Raw genomic sequence first — 16,350 nt, forward strand, 5'->3', positions numbered from 1 at the left:
GGTCTGACTGAACACACGCGCCACAGAGCGCTTTGAGGCACCCCGCCCCCAAAGCCACTAATTCAGCAGGCTCCTAGACGGCTGCGGGCTCGGGCTTGCGCAGCTCGGGTGCGGCGCTGACGTTGAGGCTGATCAGCTTCTCGGTTTCGGCGTCCGTGATGTCCGACGATACGGCCAGCATCGTGACGACGCCGGTGTGGTCGGCGATGTAGAGCCTGCCGCCCTCGGGGCTGACGGCGACGCACGCCGGCTCGGCGGTCACGGTCAGCTTGTCGATGACCGAGTTGGTCTCGGTGCACAGCACGGCGACGTGCTCGTAGTCGGCGATGTAGAGGCGGGCGCCGTCGGCGCTCAGCGCCATCTGCATGGGCGCGCCGCCGATGCCGACCTTGGCGGTGATCTCGTGGATGGCGGTGTCGATGATATCGACGGACCCGCCCCACTGCGGGTGGAAGCTCACGACGTAGGCCAGGCCGCCGTCGCGGCTCAGTGCGATGTCGCGGATCGGCGACGGGATCGGCACCTCACGCACCACGCGGCCCTTGCTGACGTCGACCACCAGCACGTTGCCGCTGACGGCGTCGGACGTGCCGACGTAGACGAGGCGGCCGTTGGGGCTGACGCGCACCGCGTCGATGGTGCGGCCCTCGTCGTGGCCCAAGTCGATCGTGTGGGTCCGGCCGAACGTGTTGATCACACCGAGGCCGATTCCGTCCCAGCTGACCAGGCCGACGAAGATCCGGGTGCCGTCGGGGCTGACGGTCACATCAGCCGCGTTGCCCTCGACGGGGTGGTTGGCGATGACGCGCTCGTTGTCGGTGTCGATGATCGCCACCGAGTCGTAGTTGTGTCCCGAGATCGTGACGTAGGCGCGCCGCTCCGTGGCGGTCACGAGGAACGGTTCGACGGGCATGTCGATGGTGGTTCCCGCGGTCATGTCGTCGGCGTCGATGACCGAGACACCGCCGTCGCCGAAGTGTGTCGCGATGAGCGTGGTGCCATCGGCGGTTACGGCCAGATCGGCAATCGGCCCGCGCTCGAGGTCGACGGCGCCGAGCAGCACGTAGTCCGGATCGACGACCGCGTCCTCGGGTTTGGCCTCAGGTCTGTCCACACGGACAGTGTTCTCATGCATGAAGTATTTGCCCTGTTCATCGGTGCTTGCGCCGGTTGTGGCTGACTTCCGGCGATGACTCACGTCTTGCTGGCGCGTTAGCCGCAGATCTCGGTCGAGTCTAGCGACGAAAATCTGTTCGCCGGCGAGCGTCTTCGGGCGCGTGTCGCCATCGCCCAGCTGGCTCTCAGGCGCTGCTTAGGAAATTGTCCGTGATGAATTCGTTACACCCCTTTAGCAATCCGCTGAATTTGTTCTGACATGGGTAAATCCGGAATAGGCAAGTTCCTGTAATCGGTGTGACTGATGAGGTCGAATCACGGATTCTTATTCTTCAAGCCGAAAATGAGCTGCAGATCACAATTACCGCGGCCAGCAAACTCGTGTTGCGCTCTGGCCGCGTCGGCCCGCAGAGCGAATCACCACCCCACCCGACCCAAGCACACCGCTGGTATCGCAGCGCACTTCTTCGCTGGCCGATACCGCCACCAATTGCCGCATTCATGTCACGGCGGCAGGCCCGCGGTGGCGACGACGCCCAGAACCAGCCTGAGGCCTCCAAAATTGCGGGCGCGCTGCTGCCGAAGGTGCGCGCCTTCTCCTGACCTCAGCCGTGACCGCTCAACCTGGTACAGATTTTCGGCCACAAACCGTACGAGGTTGTGCGCCGGCCGCTGGGTAGAGCCTTGCAACCGCAGCGTCTTTCGCTAGTTTCGGCGTCGTGCCCCAACTGACGAATCGCCAGATCGTGCTGCGCCGCCGCCCCGCCGGACTCGTCGAACCCGACGACACTGAGCTCATCACCACGCCGGCGCCCGAACCCGCAGAGGGCGAGGCGCTGCTGCGCACCACCTACGTCGGCATGGACGCGGCGGTCCGCACCTGGCTTGACGACCAACCGGGCTATCTGCCACCCGTGCAATTGGGTGATGTCATCCGCGCCGCAGGCATCGGCGAGGTGGTGGCGTCGAAGTGCGACAAGTACGCCGTCGGCGATGTCGTCACCACGCTGACCGGCTTCCAGGACTACGTCATCATCCGCGACGACATCTTCGCCACACCGGTCGTCGGGTACACCGACCAGTTGGCGGTGATGTCGATCTACGGGCCCACCGGCGCCACAGCGTATTTCGGGATGACCGGCATCGGCAGGCCGCAGCCCGGCGAGACGGTCGTCGTGTCGGCTGCGGCGGGCGCCACCGGATCGGTCGCCGGACAGATCGCGCGGATCGCGGGCGCGCGGGTGGTCGGCATCGCAGGCGGCTCGGAGAAGTGCCGCGTCGTCGTCGAGGACTTCGGCTTCGACGCGTGCATCGACTACAAGTCCGCCGACTTGCGGGCTGCCCTCAAGGAGCACTGCCCGCACGGCGTCGACGTCTATTTCGACAACGTCGGCGGCCCGATTCTCGAAGCGGTCCTTGGCCGGCTGGCCCCCAAGGCGCGGGTGGTGCTGTGCGGTGTCATCTCGAGCTATCTGACCGGCGAGCATCCGGGTCCGGCCAACTACGTGAATCTGCTGTCGAAGACCGCGCTGATGCAGGGGTTCAACGCCCTCGACGAGTGGGGGCGCTTCGACGAGGCCTTCGCCGCGTTGAGCGGCTGGGAACAGCAAGGCCTGCTGACGCACCGCGAGACCGTGTACGACGGCCTCGAATCGTGTGTCGAAGCGCTCAACGGCCTGTTTACCGGGGCGAACATCGGCAAGATGCTGGTGAAGGTCAGCGAACCGACACCGGCTTAGGAAGTCATCGACGATGAAGGGGCTCCGCGCAGCGGCTGCGGCCATGACGCTCGCGGTCGTCGTCGCCGGTTGCAGCGGCGGGTTCCTGCATCGGTACGGAAGCACCGAGTCCGTCGCGGCGACCACGCCCGACCTGGCCGCCGCCTCCGACGAGGTGGTCGCGCGGACGCGGCACAGCGTCGTCAAGGTCCACGGCGAATCGGAGAGTTGCTTCACCGTCCTCGAAGGCAGCGGCTTCGTCGTCACCCCGCACAGGGTTATGACCAACGCCCACGTGGTCGCGGGCGCCGAATCGTTCTCGGTGGATGCCGACGGCAAAACATATGCGGCGCAGGTGGTTTCCTATGACCCGCGCGACGACATCGCCATTCTGGACGTGCCGGATCTGGCGGCACCGCCGTTGACGTTCGCCGATTACACCGCCGGCGCAGGCACCGACGCGTTGGTGCTGGGATTCCCCGGTGCGACGTCCTTCACGGCCTCCCCCGCCCGCATCCGGGCTGTCACCGACCTCAACGGCCCGGACATCTATCAGACGACGTCGGTGACGCGACAGGTGTATGTGCTGGCGGGCTCGTTTTCGAAGTCGGGCGGCAGCGGCAGCGCGGTCGTCGACCTCAACGGCAATGTGCTCGGCGTGTACTTCGGTGCCGAAAGTAGTTCCTGGACAACAGGGTTTGCGATGACAGCCGAGCAGGTGGCGCCGCAAATGGCCAAGGCACGAAACTTCGAGGCGACCGACACCGGTCGATGTGTCAGCTGACTTGCTGCGGTTCCGGCACCAGCTCCAACCGCAGCGCGGCCGCTGTCGCCGGTCCAACGATGCCGTCCACCTTCAGGCCCGCTGTCCGGCGCTGGAAGGCCCTGACCGCTGCCTCGGTCTCGGGCCCGAAGATACCGTCGTCGGTTATCCCGAGCTGACGCTGAAGCTGGACGACCTGCGGGCCTTCCGAGCCGCGGAAGAGCAGAACATCCGCATACAAGCCGACCGGAACGGGCGGGCGCGGCGTCGGGGCGGTACCACGCCCGGCGCCGATGCGGGCTTGGATGTCGGCCCGCAGAATGTTCATGTCGATGGCCCCGGGATCCCATTTGCCTTGCGCACGACCGGCGTACTCCTTGTGACCGATGGTGCGGGCCGAGGTCTGCGACAGCCGCCGGTTTATCGCCGCACAAGACATCACCAGCGCGTCGTACTGTTGGTCTGGCCAATTCATCCGGTGGGGTGCGGTCGGGCTGGTGCCGCTGTTGGCGCATTCGATGCCGATCATGTGCCAGTTCGCCATGTTGGTGGGCAGCCACGGGTACATCCCGACGCCCGCGTGCCATGCCACGCCGACCGCCACCACCGTCACCGTGCCGTTGCGCGCGATGTGCAGCTGCGACAGCGGGCCGGGCAGGTCGGGTCTGCCTTCGGCGATCGAGGCGGCGGTGGCGTTGTCGGAGCCGGTGTGGTGGACCATCACGCCGCGGATGTCTTTGAAGTCACCGTGGCCGCGATTCCGCCAACCGGGGTACTCGACGAGGTTGACGCCTTCGGCGCGCAGAACGTCGGCGAGCCACACGGGATCGCCGGTCCAGATCTTGGTTTGCGGCATGACGCCGATGGTACGGCCGCAGCCTGACAGGCACCGCCGGTTGGCTGCCGGACGGCGGCAATGCTTGCGCCGTCGGGCTTTTCGGCCTACACCGGCTGCTGGACGCCGAGGACCCGAAGCAAATCCGGCTTCATCTCCTGCAGCTGTGCGCCCCAGTATCCCCAGCTGTGGGTGCCGTTCGCGGGGAACTTGAAGACGGCGTTGCGGCCACCAGCGGCGATGTACTTCTGCTCGAACTGCTTGTTGGTCTGCAGCGTGATGTTCTCCAGGTACTGGGCGCTGAACTGGGTGCCGAAGTTACCGTCGTTGGCGTCGAGATCCGAGACCGCGCCGTTGCCGCAGTAGATCCACAGCGCGGTCCTGTTGGCCACCAACGTGTTGACGTTGACCGTCGGGTCATTGCGGCGCCACGCCGGGTCGCTGGTCGGCCCCCACATATTCATCGCGTTGTAGCCGCCTGCATCCTTCATCGAGATGCCGATCAACGTCGGCCACAATCCCTGCGACGGGTTGAGGTATCCCGACAACGAGCTGGCGAAGATGAACTGGTTGGGATGCCAGATCGCCAACGTCAGCGCAGCGCTGCCCGACATCGACAGTCCCACAACGGCATTGTTGAACGGATCCTGGCCCTTGTTGGCCGCCAGCCATTGCGGCAGCTCCTGCGTCAGGAACGTCTCCCACTTGTAGGTCTGGGTGCCGGAGTTGCCCACTGCGGGTTGATACCAGTCGGAATAGAAGCTGGACTCGCCGCCGACCGGCATGACCACCGAGATCCCCGACTGATAGAACCACTCGAACGCGGCGGTGTTGATGTCCCAGCCGTTGGCGTCCTCCTGCGCGCGCAGACCGTCCAGCAGATAAACGGAATGCGGTCCGCCGCCCTGGAATTGGACTTTGATGTTGCGGCCCATCGACGGCGAGGGCACTTCGAGCATCTCGACAGGCAGCCCGTTGCGCGAATACGCCCAGGCGGTCGGCGCCACGCTGACGACAGCCGCCGTCAGCATGGCCGTCGCCGCGATGGCCAGCACATACGACCACACCCCAAATGTCCTGCTGACCAAGCGTTTCGCCACCAACACCCACCTCATCCGTCTCGGTCTGCCTTCGCGCAAGCTAGCAGCGGCGGCGGTGCGCTCCGGCGGTGCACCGCCGCACGTGATCGGCTTGTTATCGAGACGTTCCGAGACTGTGAGGCGACGGCATCAACGCGAGCAGTCGAGCGACACGGTGATCGTGCGTTTGACGATGACGGGGATGAAGTCGCGGTCGCCGCGGTCGCCAACCCGCACGAGCTCCGTGCGCTCCCGCGGATTGCGCACGCCGGTGACCTCGCACTGGTCCAACGGTGCGCTGCCGACGCGGTCGAGCTTCACGTCGAACCCCTGCGCCTCGAGTTGAACGATGGTGATCGCGGCCGACTCGGCGTTCGCCGTGGCGGACAGCGACAGAGCCGCAGCAACAAGGCCGGTGCCGATCAGTGTGGAACCGATGATCTTCTTCATGGCGAACCTCTGTTCGTGCGGGTCAGGCCCGCTCCTGCATGACGGCTTTCATGCTGCTGTGAGCGGCCACGTCGGCGCTTGGAGGCCGGATGGAGATTAGGTGGAGATCACCGGTAGAGCTCTGCGGGTGTTGACGGCCGAGGCCTGTTACCAGGCAAAACGGGCGGGCGCCGCGCCGGCACCCCGCAAAACGTAGGGAAACACCTGATTTTTCTGAGCTAACTACCGCCATAGGCTCCAAGCACTTGCTGGGCATTTACCGGGCTTTTCACCCAGCCAGTTGAAATGCGCCATCAGCTGCATCGAGGAGATGTCAATGATCAAGAAGCGAATACCCAGGCTGTGTACCATTCTGGCCGCCGCCGCCTTCATATTCGGCCTCACATTGGTGGCCCCGCCGGACACCCCGACGCCGTTATCGCCGATTCCCATCGCCAGCGCCGAACCGATGGGCAACGGTTACGACGCCACTTGCACCAAAGCCAACGACAACCAGGTGACATGCGTCATCGCGGGCTGTCCACGGGTGCACGAAGACCTCGCCGGCGATTCCATCAATTTCCGAATCAATGGTGGGAAGCAGGACAATATCTCGAAGTCGTGCAATAACACCACAACGGTGCCGGTCAACGCTTCTGGACCGTTCACCCTCTCATTCCAAGGGTGCCGCGGAACCGGGTTGTTCGACACGAATGAATGCGGCAATTGGTCGGACTACAAGTACACGCCGCCCGCGAACGTCAAATGCAACCCGCCAGAGAATTTCGAGCAGGCCGAGGTCCCAGCAGGCCAGCAATGTGTGGCGAAAAAGATGGTGAAATGCCCCGACGGTTCACCGACGGTTGAGGCTCTGAGCCTCGACAAGTGCGCACCGGTTCCGCCGAAGCAGTGCCCGCCAGGGTCGGCTTCCGCAGAAGTTCCGGCCGGCCAACAGTGCGCAGCGCCGACGAACGCGGTTTCGATGAACATCACTCGCGAGGGCATGAACGCGAATGTGGCGGTCACCAACAAGTCCGCGCTGCCCGCCGAGTGCGCCTACACGGCAACGCGCACAAGCGGATTGCTCGGACCGGCGAACGTGAACAGGAACGTCAGCGTGCCCGCGAACGGCACCGGAAACATCACCGATATGTTGTGGCCGGCACCGCTTGTCAGCTATCAGGCCAAGGTGTCGTGCACGGCAACGTATGACGGCAAGCAGGTCACCATCGGCGAGTCGACCCAGAACGTGCAGGGCTGACAACCCCGTCGCATCAGACGATAAGACAACTGAATAGACCCGTTCACGCGGCATAGATCCGTTCACACGGCGCGAACGTGCATCCCTTGCGAAAATCGGCGCAGAAAATCGCAGAGGATGCACGTTCGTCGTGCGTGCGCTTAGGTGAAGTGCGTCTGCGGCCGCTCAACGCCGACACCGTCGACGACGAGGTCGACCTTCTCGTTGTAGAACGCGATCAGACCCGCGATGGCCGCGACCGCGGGCAGTGGATAGTGATACGTCCAGGCGAGGTCCTGGTGCAGGGCGTCGCCGGTCCGCACCGACCAGTAGCCCGATGTCGTTCCCTTGTAGGGGCACAGCGTCTCGGTGTCGCTGGGCACCAGATGCTCGAACGCGACATCGGCGGGGTCAATGTAATACCGTGTGGGCAAACCTGTTTCGAAGAGCAGTACCGGCGAGACGGTGTCGGCGAGGACGAGGCCGTCAAGTTCGACGCGCACGTGGCGGTGCGAGCGCAGGGCGTCGACGCGCACGTACGGGTTGCGCGGATGGCCGTAGATGGGCTCATCTTCCTCGAGCCACCGCAGCCGATCCCATTCGAAGCGCACCAGGCCTGCGACGGATCCGTCGTCGAACACCCTCGCCGCCTTCTCGTGTATCTGTTCGGCGCCGACCAAGGAGTGCAGCCGTGACGACCCGAATTGCACCTTCTGCGGATGGTTCTCGTCGCGGAGGAATTCGGGACGCACGTCGGTCATCGGGATGTAGTACTGCGGGTAGTAGGGCACTTCCCAGACGTAGCGGGCAGCGGTGGTGTCGAAGACCAACTCGTGGCCCAGGTAGCCGCGCACTCGCCGCGGCGCCGGCTCGATCCGTCCGCGCGCGGCGGCCATTTGCGGGTAATCACGTTCATCGCTCATGGGGCCATCATGCTCGGGAATACTGTGCGGACGTCTGGTGTAGGACTGAGGCATGCGAATTGGTGTGACGTTTCCGCAAACCGAGTTGGGCGGAGACGCAGGCGCGGTGCGGGCATACGGCGAACGGGTCGAAGAACTCGGCTACAGCCACATCCTGATCTACGACCACGTGCTCGGCGCCGACCCCACCGTCCACACCGGGTGGAACGGCCCTTACGACGTGCACACCACCTTCCACGAGCCGTTCGTCGTCTACGGCTATCTCGCCGCGGTGACTCGGTCGGTGGAACTGGTCACCGGCGTCATCATCCTTCCGCAGCGCCAGACGGCGTTGGTCGCCAAGCAGGCCGCCGAGGTGGATCTGCTCAGCGGCGGCCGACTGCGCCTCGGTGTCGGTGTCGGCTGGAACGCTGTCGAGTATGAGGCGCTCGGCGAGGACTTCGGCAACCGCGGCAAGAGGTCCGCCGAGCAGATCGAGTTGCTGCGCCGCTTCTGGACGGAGCAGACGGTGACGTTCGACGGGCAGTTCCACAAGGTCACCGGCGCCGGCATCGCGCCGCTGCCGGTGCAGCGACCGATTCCGATATGGATCGGGGCGGCATCGGCGCCGGGCTACCGGCGCGCCGGACAACTCGCCGACGGCTGGTTCCCCATGACGGGACCTGGCCCGAAACTCGACGACGCACTTGCCGTGATCGAACAGGCAGCCGTGCAGGCCGGACGCGATCCCGCGGCCATCGGAATGGAGGGGCGAGTCCAGTGGCGCGGCGACAGCGGCGCGGTCCTCGAGGCGCTCGCCGAATGGGAGAAGGCCGGCGCGACACACGTCGCGGTCAACACCATGGGTGCGGGACTACGCACCGTCGATGACCATCTGGCCGCGCTGGCCGAGGTCGCCGCGGAGCTGCCGTCGACCTAGCGGCGAGTGGCTGTCGACCTAGCGGCGCCGCGCGCGCCACAGGGCGGCGCCAGCCGCAATCGCCACCGATATCCCCACCGCAAGCGCGAACACGGCGAGCACCAGATGCCGCGGGCGTGACGAGGCGACGAACGCGGCAAGCTGTGCGCCGCCTGCGATCAAGGCCAGTACGGCGAACGCCGCGGCCAGCAGCGCAAGCGCCGTGCGCGACATCAGCGTGGACGCCGAACGGGGTGCATGCAACCGGACCCTATCCGATGCCTGCGCTCCCCTACGTCGACAGCAGGTCCGGTTGAGGAAGTCCTCTACGTCGACAGCAGGTCGGATTCAGCGAACGGCCGAGCGCTGCGAGCGGCAAGGTGTTCAGGCCGCGGCTTCGCGGCGGCGAACGGTGGCCCCAGCTCGTTCTCCACCGAGTTGAACACCAGGAAGATGTTCGACCGGGGGAACGGCGTGATGTTGGATCCCGACCCGTGCATCATGTTCGAGTCGAACCACAGCGCCGTGCCCGCCGGCCCGGTCGCTTGCGCGATACCGAACTCATGGGCCGCCTTGGTCAGCGTTTCCCGATCGGGCACACCGATTTCCTGCTTCACCAGTGACGAGGTGTGGTGGTCGTCCGGCGTGGCTCCGACGCACGGGTAGAAGGTTTGATGCGAACCGGGCATCACCATCAGCGAGCCGTTGTACGGATAGTTGTCGGTCAAGGCGATCGAGCAGGACACGGCGCGCATCGCGGGCATGCCGTCTTCGGCGTGCCAGGTTTCGAAATCGGAATGCCAGTAAAAGCCGGTCCCCTCAAAACCCTTCATGAAGTTGATTCGGGTTTGATGCAGATAGACGTCACTGCCGAGGATCTGGCGTGCCACGGGCAGCACGTTGTCCAGCGTGATCACCTCGGCGATCAGATCGCTGAACTGCTCGGGCTGAAACACCGACCGAACGGTTCCCTCGTTCGGCTCCCTGATGATTCGCGGGTCCCCCTCGGGCGCATCGGCGCCGATCCGGTCGAGTTCGTCGGCCAGAGGCTTCAGCCAGTTCTGGCCCAGCGTCTGGGGTTTCAGCAGGAATCCGTCGGATTCCATTTTCGTCAGCTCGGCTGCGTTCAGCGGGCCGTCGTCGTCCTGACCCCAGACGGTCGGCTCGATCCGGGTTATCGGATCGCTGGGATGGTCCAACCGCGTGGGGTAGTTGTCACGCAGCGTCTGTGTTTGCTTGAGGCTCAACTGGTTTACACCGCCTTCGGGTAGCTGCCGGTCTCGTCGTGCACCTCATTGCCGGTGACGGGCGGATTGAACACGCACAGCATGCGCAACTGGTCGTCGCAGACCACGCGGTGCCGCTCGTGACCGTCGAGCAGGTACATGGTGCCCGCACGCAGCGGGTAGTCACGTCCCGTCTCGAGGTCCGTCAGTGTGCCTGAGCCTTCGACGACCCACACGGCCTCCACGTGATGCCGGTAGTGGAACTCGCTGACCGAATTGGCGTTGATGGTCGTCTCGTGGAACGAGAATCCGACCCCGTCACCGGCCAGGATGATGCGCTTGGATCTCCAATCCTTGTCTGCCACATCGCGTTCGGTGCCGGTGATCTCTTCAGTGGTGCGAACGATCATAAATAAGTCTCCTTGGTGTGAGGGGTCAGGGCATCGCTGCTGCGACGGCTTCGGCCAGAATCGAAAGTCCCTTGTCGAGGTCGTCCTCCGACGTGGTCAGCGGCGGCAGCAGCTTGACGACCTCGTCCGACGGGCCGCTGGTCTCCATCAGCAGGCCTCGTTCGAACGCGCCGCTACACACCACGCTCGCCAGTGGCGCGTCGGTGAACTTCAAGCCCTGCGCCATGCCCCGGCCGCGTGCTTCAACACCGTCATACGTCGAGGCGATGGCGTCGAGGCGCTCGCGGATCATCGCACCCTTCTCACGGACATGATCGCTGAAAGCCGCTGTCTGCCAGTACGTCTGCAGCGCGGCAGTGGCCGTGACAAAAGCCGGATTGTGACCGCGGAAGGTGCCGTTGTGCTCGCCGGGACCCCATACGTCCAGATCGCGCCGGAACAGCGTCAGCGCCATCGGCAGGCCGTAGCCGCTGATCGACTTCGACAGCGTGACGATGTCAGGCACGATGCCTGCCTGCTCGAAGCTGAAGAAGCTACCCGTGCGTCCGCAACCCATCTGCACGTCGTCGACGATCAACAGGATGTCGCGCCGATGACAGAGTTCGGCAAGCTCCTTGAGCCACTCGAAGCGCGCCACGTTGAGACCGCCTTCGCCCTGGACGGTTTCGACGATCACCGCGGCCGGGTGATTGAGTCCGCCGCCGGAGTCGTCGAGCACTCGCTCGAACCAGTGGAAGTCCTCGGTGGCGCCGCCGAAGTAGTTGTCGTAGGGCATCGGCGTCGCGTGAACGAGCGGCACACCGGCACCCGCGCGCTTCATCGAGTTGCCGGTCACCGAAAGGGCACCCAGCGTCATGCCGTGAAAGGCGTTGGTGAAGTTGATGATCGCTTCACGCCCCGTGACCTTCCTCGCCAGCTTCAGCGCGGCCTCGACAGCGTTCGCGCCGGTGGGCCCGGGGAACTGCACCTTGTAGTCCAGCCCGCGGGGCCGCAAGATCAACCGCTCGAACGTCTCAAGGAAGTTGGTCTTGGCCTCGGTTGCCATGTCGAGCGAGTGCACGATCATGTCGCTGGACAGATAGTCCAATAGCGGTTTCTTGAGGGCGGGATTGTTGTGCCCGTAGTTCAAAGCCCCAGCGCCGGCGAAGAAGTCGAGGTAACGACGCCCTGAGGTGTCGGTCATCCACGAGCCTTGGGAACTGGCCATCACCGTGGGCCAGCCCCGGCAGTAGCTGCGGACCTCCGACTCAACCGATGTGTAGACGTCGGGCAGTTGGGATTCGGGCAGGGGTGTCGCGAGGGTGGTCATAAAACCTTTCTCGAAATTGTCAGTCGGTCAACGGTGCGGTCAGAGGTCCGATGCTGAGGATCGGCTCATCCTCATGGCCGTTGTTGGGATCCAATTGCGCTGCGGTGAAACACGGTTGCTCGACCATCGGGACGCCGTGGCGCCTCGCGAAGGACCCGAAGAGCGCGCGCGAGGCCGAATTGCCTGGTGACACCGTCGCTTCGACGGTCACCGGGTGGCCGTGTCTGTTGCGCCTGACCCGGTGCACAAGGGTATCGAGCATCGTGGCGGCCAAACCGGTGCCCCGTGTGGCGCGCGCCACAGCGACCTGCCATACGAAGAGCACTTCCGGTCGCGTCGGGGGGTGATATCCGGTGATCAGGCCGCAGATTTCGCCGTCGCGGTCAGCGACTATCGACGTTTCGGCAAAATCCGTCGCCATCAGGAGATAGGCGTAGGTCGAATTGACGTCCAGAACTCCCGTCTCGGCCACCAGGCGACGCATCGCGATGGCGTCCGATTCGGCCGGGCGACGCAGGAGATGCCGCCATGAGTTGTGTTGCTTTACGGGACTTCTGGATCCGATTGTCCAAGTGCTTGCTGGTAGATACTTCTCGCGGGCATGCATATTTCCTTGACTAGTCACCACCGAACATGGCTATCGAACTTCTCACTTTTTCGTCATCGGCGTGGCGACGGTATGTCAGCAAATCGTGGCAAATCAACTCGACGAGTCGGCCGGCGAATCGGCGCCAATGCGCCCACTCGTCGTGCCAACCTGCGCCTACGAAGATGCGCCAGGGTCTTTAGCGCCCCTTCCAGTGTTATCAAATCGTTATCAAATGGACAACCTGCGGGGTCGTCGACACGGGGCGTCGCGAAACCTGGCCGCAGTGCGGCTTCGCGGCTTTTCGGTTCGGTAAAAATCGGCCGCGGTATTGATGCGAACTTCCTGCTAGACAGGCAAATTCGCGTGACAGTCTCAGACCGCGAAATGCGACTTGTAGATCTGGCCGTGCACGCCGACCGTACGGTCGACCACCTGCGAGACCACGAAATCGGAAGCGGCCGAGAGGTATGCGTAAGCGGTGGCGCGGTCCATTCCTTGGTCGTTCTCCAGGAAATCCAGCGCGTTGACCACCGCGCGACGCATCGCGATGTTCAGATCGCTGCTGTTGCCGTTGACCGCCCCGTCGGGATCCGACAATCCGATCGGTACCCAGGCGTTTTCGGTCTCGGCGAACGGATAGTTGTAGGCAACCGACGGCGCATCACCGGAACCGGGCTTACACACCGTCAACCGGTAGGTACCGCGGAGTGACCCCTCCATCGCGGTCAGCGCCACTTCACCGTCGCCCATCGCCATGTGCGGGTCGCCGACGTAGAACAGTGCTCCCTCGGCGAAAACCGGGAGATACAGCGTGGATCCCACACCGAGCAGTCTGATGTCGATATTGCCGCCGCCGATCGTAGGCGGAATCGAGTTCGCGGTAGCCGCCGTGATGTCGCGGTCCTGGGAGAACGCCACCCCCATGATGCCCATGAAGGGCGCCAGCGGGAAGCGCACCTGCGCATCGCCGTAAGACATCACGCCGTGGCCGTCCTCGACGGCGGTGAAGGTGGAGACGTTGCCGTACTCGGTGGGTTTCGAGTTCTTCCGGTGATCGGTGGCCACAGGCGGCATCACTTCCTCGATGGTGATGCCGTCCGGCGCGCTGCCGTCGGACTTGCGCGCCAGCGCACCCTTGCCGTGACGGCTCGACACCACACCGTAGGGGACGCGCGGAATCGCTTCCAGCGTCTCGATTTTCAGCACATCGCCGGGTTGTGCCCCTTCGACGAAGACCGGGCCCGTCACCACGTGCGGGCCGTCCTTGTCGAAGTCGCGCGGGGTGCGGTTGTAGTCGGCTGCGACCGCGACGGCGTCCTGCAGGATGTCGGATTCGTTCACGCCGTTGGCGCCGAAATACTCGATCGGGTTGCGGCCCTGGTCTTCGAGGATGCCCTCGTGGGAGACCGTGTCGAGGGTGATCGTCTGCCCCGAGCGCATCCTCATCACCGGCGTGGCGTGCACGGTGGGCACATATCCCCACAGCACCTGGGCCGGTTCCGACTTCAGGTAGTGGTCTCCAGCGATGTCGCCGTGATCGGGGTGAAGAACCTCGAAGGTGCTGGTCGAAGCGACGGTCGCGGTGGGGGTGTCGCTGCTCGAACAGGCGCTCGCGACGGCGGAGAGGCCCGCGCCCGCTCCGACCGCTGCCATGGCGCGGACGAAATCGCGGCGTCCGATTCCTCGTGCAATGGTTTCTGCGGCAGCCTGGGCGAACGACTTGTCCATCAATTCCCCTCCGGTGGTCAGTCGGGCCGAAGCTACCCAAGGCTTGTTGCGGTGATGTTGCGGTTGATTTCGAAACCGTTGACGCGAACCGGTGTTCGTCTTTCGTGGCGCGACATCGGTGGGTATTCACGGAATGCTTCGCCAACGCGAGGCTGCGTAATACCGTTGCGGTGATGAGCGCGCAACGACCCAAAATACTGATCATCGGAGGCGGCTTCGGCGGCTTGTTCTGTGCTCGCCGGTTGGCGAAGGCGGATGTCGACGTCACGCTGCTCGACCGCTCCGCCGGACACCTGTTCCAGCCGCTGCTGTATCAGTGCGCGACGGGGAAGCTCGCCATCGGACAAATCAGCCGTCCGCTGCGCGAGGAGTTCGCTCCTTACCCCAACGTCAAGACCCTGTTGGGCGAGGCGATCGTGCTCGACCCCGACGCGCACACGGTCACCGTGCGGCGGCCGGACGAGACGGAGTTCGTCATCGACTACGACGTCCTCGTCCTCGCTGCGGGCATGCGGCAGTCGTACCTGGGCCATGAGGCGTTCGCACGTTGGGCTCCGGGCATGAAGACACTGGACGACGCGCTGGAGATCAGGCAGCGCATCTTCACCGCGTTCGAGATCGCCGAAACGCTGCCGCCCGGCCCGGAGCGGGCCAGCTGGCTGACCCTCGCGGTCGCCGGCGGCGGGCCCACCGGCGTAGAACTGGCCGGCCAGATCCGGGAGGTCGCCACCAAGACACTGGCTAACGAGTTCCACAGCATCCAACCGGAGGAGGCGCGGGTGTTGCTCTTCGACGGCGGCGACCGCGTCTTGAAGAGCTTCGCGCCCGACCTGACGTCCAGGGCCACTCAGGCGCTGACCGAGCTCGGGGTCGAGATGCACCTCGGGGTGCATGTGACCGATGTGCGTCGCGACGGCATCACGGTCACCCCGAAGCAGGGCGGGCCCGACCAGCAGTTCGCGGCACGGACCGTGCTGTGGACCGCCGGCGTTGAAGCCGTCCCGTTCGCCCGGCACGTCGCGGAGGTGCTCGGCGCGCCCACCGATCGCTCAGGCCGGATACAGGTCGAGCCGGATCTGACCGTCGCGGGACACCCCGAGATCTTCGTCATCGGAGACCTTGCCGGTCGCGAGGGGTTGCCCGGCGTCGCGGAGAACGCCATGCAGGGCGGCTTGCACGCGGCGACGTGCATCCGCCGTGACCTCGAAGGGCGACCGCGCCGCCCGTACCGGTATCGCGACCTCGGGTCCGCGGCCTACATCAGCCATGGCCACGCGCTGCTGCAGCTGGGTCGGGTCCGGGTCTCCGGATATCTCGGCTGGCTCGCGTGGGGGCTGATCCATATCGCGTTCCTGACCGGGGTGAGCAACCGCGTGAGCACCGTGGCCACCTGGCTGGCGTCCATCGCGCGGCCAGGCCGCTTCCATCGCGCGTTCATGCTGGGCGCGGCCGACCGTCCCGAGCAGCGCTACACGTATTCGACCTCGGATCTGCCGGCGGAAGGGCACGCCCCGGGGTCGTGAGCCCCTGTCGATGTCGATGACCAAATAACCTGCGGCAGTGCGTGGTGGCGTTCGCTGTCAGCGAACAGCGACGCGTCAGCGGTCGTGCGCTGTGGAGTTACGACAACGCGCCGCGCCGCCGTTGTAGGCGGCGTGCAAACGCGCGCAACCGATTCCGGCCACTATGGAGATAACTAAGCCAAGCCGGCGGAGCCTGGCGCTACCGCACCCAGCGCTCCTGACGAAGGCGCTGGACTCTGCCGCTTGATCGAGCATGTCGCTCGACGGACGAAGGGAGCTTCACCATGCCTACTGCGACGCGTACTGCGACGCCTACTGCGACGTTCGAGACCAGCCAGGAACGTCGGTGGACGATCACGAACCCCCGCTTGCGGTTGAAGCCCACTTACGGGTCGAGAGGCGTTGTGCAGGGCGGCTGGTGGCCGCGGACAAGACAGCTGCACCTCGAACTCCCGCTGCTGCTTGCGGCCCTGTCGTCGCGGCCGGGTGTCGCTTGCCAGGGTGATGGGACCACCTGATTGCCAGGGGGATGGGACCACCGTGGCGCGTTACTGAGGATGCTTG

18 protein-coding genes are annotated in these 16,350 nt (G+C 64.9%); 7 read left to right on the forward strand and 11 right to left on the reverse strand.

All coding sequences use genetic code 11. From position 1 onward, the window contains the following. Nucleotides 1-73 precede the first annotated feature (73 nt). The gene (locus CQY20_RS30385) at nucleotides 74-1,114 is read right to left on the reverse strand and encodes an MmpL3/TtfA transport complex stabilizer (protein ID WP_133119170.1); all 1,041 of its coding nucleotides are present in this window, start codon (nucleotides 1,112-1,114) and stop codon (nucleotides 74-76) included. Between the two features lie 299 nt (nucleotides 1,115-1,413). On the opposite strand from CQY20_RS30385, the gene CQY20_RS34640 reads away from it, so the two are divergent. The 3 genes from CQY20_RS34640 (at nucleotide 1,414) to CQY20_RS30395 (ending at nucleotide 3,618) form a co-directional block, all read left to right on the forward strand. Then, on the forward strand, nucleotides 1,414-1,719 hold the full coding sequence (locus CQY20_RS34640; RefSeq protein ID WP_133119171.1) for a hypothetical protein: 306 nt from the start codon (nucleotides 1,414-1,416) through the stop codon (nucleotides 1,717-1,719). A gap of 116 nt (nucleotides 1,720-1,835) precedes the next feature. Further along, a complete protein-coding gene (locus tag CQY20_RS30390; protein ID WP_097944531.1) occupies nucleotides 1,836-2,855 on the forward strand; it encodes an NADP-dependent oxidoreductase in 1,020 nt (339 codons plus the stop codon). Nucleotides 2,856-2,868: 13 nt separating this feature from the next. Continuing rightward, nucleotides 2,869-3,618, forward strand: coding sequence for a trypsin-like peptidase domain-containing protein (locus CQY20_RS30395; protein ID WP_097944533.1), 750 nt, complete (start codon nucleotides 2,869-2,871; stop codon nucleotides 3,616-3,618). Here the strand turns inward: CQY20_RS30395 and CQY20_RS30400 are convergent. The 3 genes from CQY20_RS30400 to CQY20_RS30410 all read right to left on the reverse strand — a co-directional run bounded on the left by CQY20_RS30400 (nucleotide 3,611) and on the right by CQY20_RS30410 (nucleotide 5,961). Further along, nucleotides 3,611-4,453 (reverse strand): peptidoglycan recognition protein family protein, encoded by an 843-nt coding sequence (locus CQY20_RS30400; protein ID WP_097944535.1) that lies wholly within the window; start codon nucleotides 4,451-4,453, stop codon nucleotides 3,611-3,613. The genes CQY20_RS30395 and CQY20_RS30400 overlap by 8 nt on opposite strands. A gap of 86 nt (nucleotides 4,454-4,539) precedes the next feature. Then, nucleotides 4,540-5,463: an esterase family protein gene (locus CQY20_RS30405; RefSeq protein WP_234816483.1), complete on the reverse strand. Its 924-nt coding sequence runs from the start codon at nucleotides 5,461-5,463 to the stop codon at nucleotides 4,540-4,542. A gap of 198 nt (nucleotides 5,464-5,661) precedes the next feature. Then, on the reverse strand, nucleotides 5,662-5,961 hold the full coding sequence (locus tag CQY20_RS30410) for a hypothetical protein (RefSeq protein ID WP_097944539.1): 300 nt from the start codon (nucleotides 5,959-5,961) through the stop codon (nucleotides 5,662-5,664). Nucleotides 5,962-6,277: 316 nt separating this feature from the next. On the opposite strand from CQY20_RS30410, the gene CQY20_RS30415 reads away from it, so the two are divergent. Further along, on the forward strand, nucleotides 6,278-7,201 hold the full coding sequence (locus CQY20_RS30415) for a hypothetical protein (protein ID WP_133119172.1): 924 nt from the start codon (nucleotides 6,278-6,280) through the stop codon (nucleotides 7,199-7,201). 140 nt (nucleotides 7,202-7,341) lie between these two features. On the opposite strand, the gene CQY20_RS30420 is transcribed toward CQY20_RS30415, so the two are convergent. Beyond that, entirely contained in the window at nucleotides 7,342-8,103 is a 762-nt protein-coding gene (locus CQY20_RS30420) for a DUF427 domain-containing protein (RefSeq protein ID WP_097944543.1), read from the reverse strand. A 52-nt stretch (nucleotides 8,104-8,155) separates the two neighbouring features. On the opposite strand from CQY20_RS30420, the gene CQY20_RS30425 reads away from it, so the two are divergent. Next, a complete protein-coding gene (locus CQY20_RS30425) occupies nucleotides 8,156-9,022 on the forward strand; it encodes an LLM class F420-dependent oxidoreductase (protein WP_097944545.1) in 867 nt (288 codons plus the stop codon). Between the two features lie 18 nt (nucleotides 9,023-9,040). On the opposite strand, the gene CQY20_RS30430 is transcribed toward CQY20_RS30425, so the two are convergent. From CQY20_RS30430 to CQY20_RS30455, 6 genes are all read right to left on the reverse strand, one after another. Further along, nucleotides 9,041-9,265 (reverse strand): hypothetical protein, encoded by a 225-nt coding sequence (locus tag CQY20_RS30430; protein WP_133119173.1) that lies wholly within the window; start codon nucleotides 9,263-9,265, stop codon nucleotides 9,041-9,043. 62 nt (nucleotides 9,266-9,327) lie between these two features. Beyond that, the gene (gene thpD, locus CQY20_RS30435; RefSeq protein WP_234816482.1) at nucleotides 9,328-10,248 is read right to left on the reverse strand and encodes an ectoine hydroxylase; all 921 of its coding nucleotides are present in this window, start codon (nucleotides 10,246-10,248) and stop codon (nucleotides 9,328-9,330) included. 5 nt (nucleotides 10,249-10,253) lie between these two features. Continuing rightward, entirely contained in the window at nucleotides 10,254-10,637 is a 384-nt protein-coding gene (locus CQY20_RS30440; protein WP_097944549.1) for an ectoine synthase, read from the reverse strand. A 25-nt stretch (nucleotides 10,638-10,662) separates the two neighbouring features. Next, nucleotides 10,663-11,946: a diaminobutyrate--2-oxoglutarate transaminase gene (gene ectB / locus CQY20_RS30445; protein WP_097944551.1), complete on the reverse strand. Its 1,284-nt coding sequence runs from the start codon at nucleotides 11,944-11,946 to the stop codon at nucleotides 10,663-10,665. Between the two features lie 19 nt (nucleotides 11,947-11,965). After that, entirely contained in the window at nucleotides 11,966-12,553 is a 588-nt protein-coding gene (ectA, locus tag CQY20_RS30450; RefSeq protein WP_097944553.1) for a diaminobutyrate acetyltransferase, read from the reverse strand. 354 nt (nucleotides 12,554-12,907) lie between these two features. Beyond that, nucleotides 12,908-14,263 carry an acetamidase/formamidase family protein gene (locus tag CQY20_RS30455; protein WP_097944555.1) on the reverse strand — a complete coding sequence of 452 codons (1,356 nt, stop codon included), beginning with the start codon at nucleotides 14,261-14,263 and terminating at the stop codon, nucleotides 12,908-12,910. Nucleotides 14,264-14,436: 173 nt separating this feature from the next. On the opposite strand from CQY20_RS30455, the gene CQY20_RS30460 reads away from it, so the two are divergent. Together CQY20_RS30460 and CQY20_RS35750 are read left to right on the forward strand one after the other, a co-directional pair. Next, nucleotides 14,437-15,786 (forward strand): NAD(P)/FAD-dependent oxidoreductase, encoded by a 1,350-nt coding sequence (locus tag CQY20_RS30460; RefSeq protein ID WP_097944557.1) that lies wholly within the window; start codon nucleotides 14,437-14,439, stop codon nucleotides 15,784-15,786. Between the two features lie 284 nt (nucleotides 15,787-16,070). Next, the gene (locus CQY20_RS35750; RefSeq protein ID WP_220100354.1) at nucleotides 16,071-16,304 is read left to right on the forward strand and encodes a DUF5994 family protein; all 234 of its coding nucleotides are present in this window, start codon (nucleotides 16,071-16,073) and stop codon (nucleotides 16,302-16,304) included. Nucleotides 16,305-16,350: the final 46 nt, after the last annotated feature.

The sequence above is a fragment of the Mycolicibacterium agri genome (assembly GCF_002553505.1).
Classification (GTDB): Bacteria; Actinomycetota; Actinomycetes; order Mycobacteriales; family Mycobacteriaceae; genus Mycobacterium; species Mycobacterium agri.

What these genes read in the sequence shown, in the direction of transcription:
- ectA (WP_097944553.1), bottom strand. Translation starts at nt 12,553, where the DNA reads ATGCATGCCCGCGAGAAGTATCTACCAGCAAGCACTTGGACAATCGGA.
- CQY20_RS30460 (WP_097944557.1), top strand. Translation starts at nt 14,437, where the DNA reads ATGAGCGCGCAACGACCCAAAATACTGATCATCGGAGGCGGCTTCGGC.
- CQY20_RS30400 (WP_097944535.1), bottom strand. Translation starts at nt 4,453, where the DNA reads ATGCCGCAAACCAAGATCTGGACCGGCGATCCCGTGTGGCTCGCCGAC.
- CQY20_RS30420 (WP_097944543.1), bottom strand. Translation starts at nt 8,103, where the DNA reads ATGAGCGATGAACGTGATTACCCGCAAATGGCCGCCGCGCGCGGACGG.
- ectB (WP_097944551.1), bottom strand. Translation starts at nt 11,946, where the DNA reads ATGACCACCCTCGCGACACCCCTGCCCGAATCCCAACTGCCCGACGTC.
- CQY20_RS30395 (WP_097944533.1), top strand. Translation starts at nt 2,869, where the DNA reads ATGAAGGGGCTCCGCGCAGCGGCTGCGGCCATGACGCTCGCGGTCGTC.
- CQY20_RS30455 (WP_097944555.1), bottom strand. Translation starts at nt 14,263, where the DNA reads ATGGACAAGTCGTTCGCCCAGGCTGCCGCAGAAACCATTGCACGAGGA.
- CQY20_RS35750 (WP_220100354.1), top strand. Translation starts at nt 16,071, where the DNA reads ATGCCTACTGCGACGCGTACTGCGACGCCTACTGCGACGTTCGAGACC.
- CQY20_RS30425 (WP_097944545.1), top strand. Translation starts at nt 8,156, where the DNA reads ATGCGAATTGGTGTGACGTTTCCGCAAACCGAGTTGGGCGGAGACGCA.
- CQY20_RS30410 (WP_097944539.1), bottom strand. Translation starts at nt 5,961, where the DNA reads ATGAAGAAGATCATCGGTTCCACACTGATCGGCACCGGCCTTGTTGCT.
- CQY20_RS30405 (WP_234816483.1), bottom strand. Translation starts at nt 5,463, where the DNA reads ATGCTGACGGCGGCTGTCGTCAGCGTGGCGCCGACCGCCTGGGCGTAT.
- CQY20_RS30440 (WP_097944549.1), bottom strand. Translation starts at nt 10,637, where the DNA reads ATGATCGTTCGCACCACTGAAGAGATCACCGGCACCGAACGCGATGTG.
- CQY20_RS30415 (WP_133119172.1), top strand. Translation starts at nt 6,278, where the DNA reads ATGATCAAGAAGCGAATACCCAGGCTGTGTACCATTCTGGCCGCCGCC.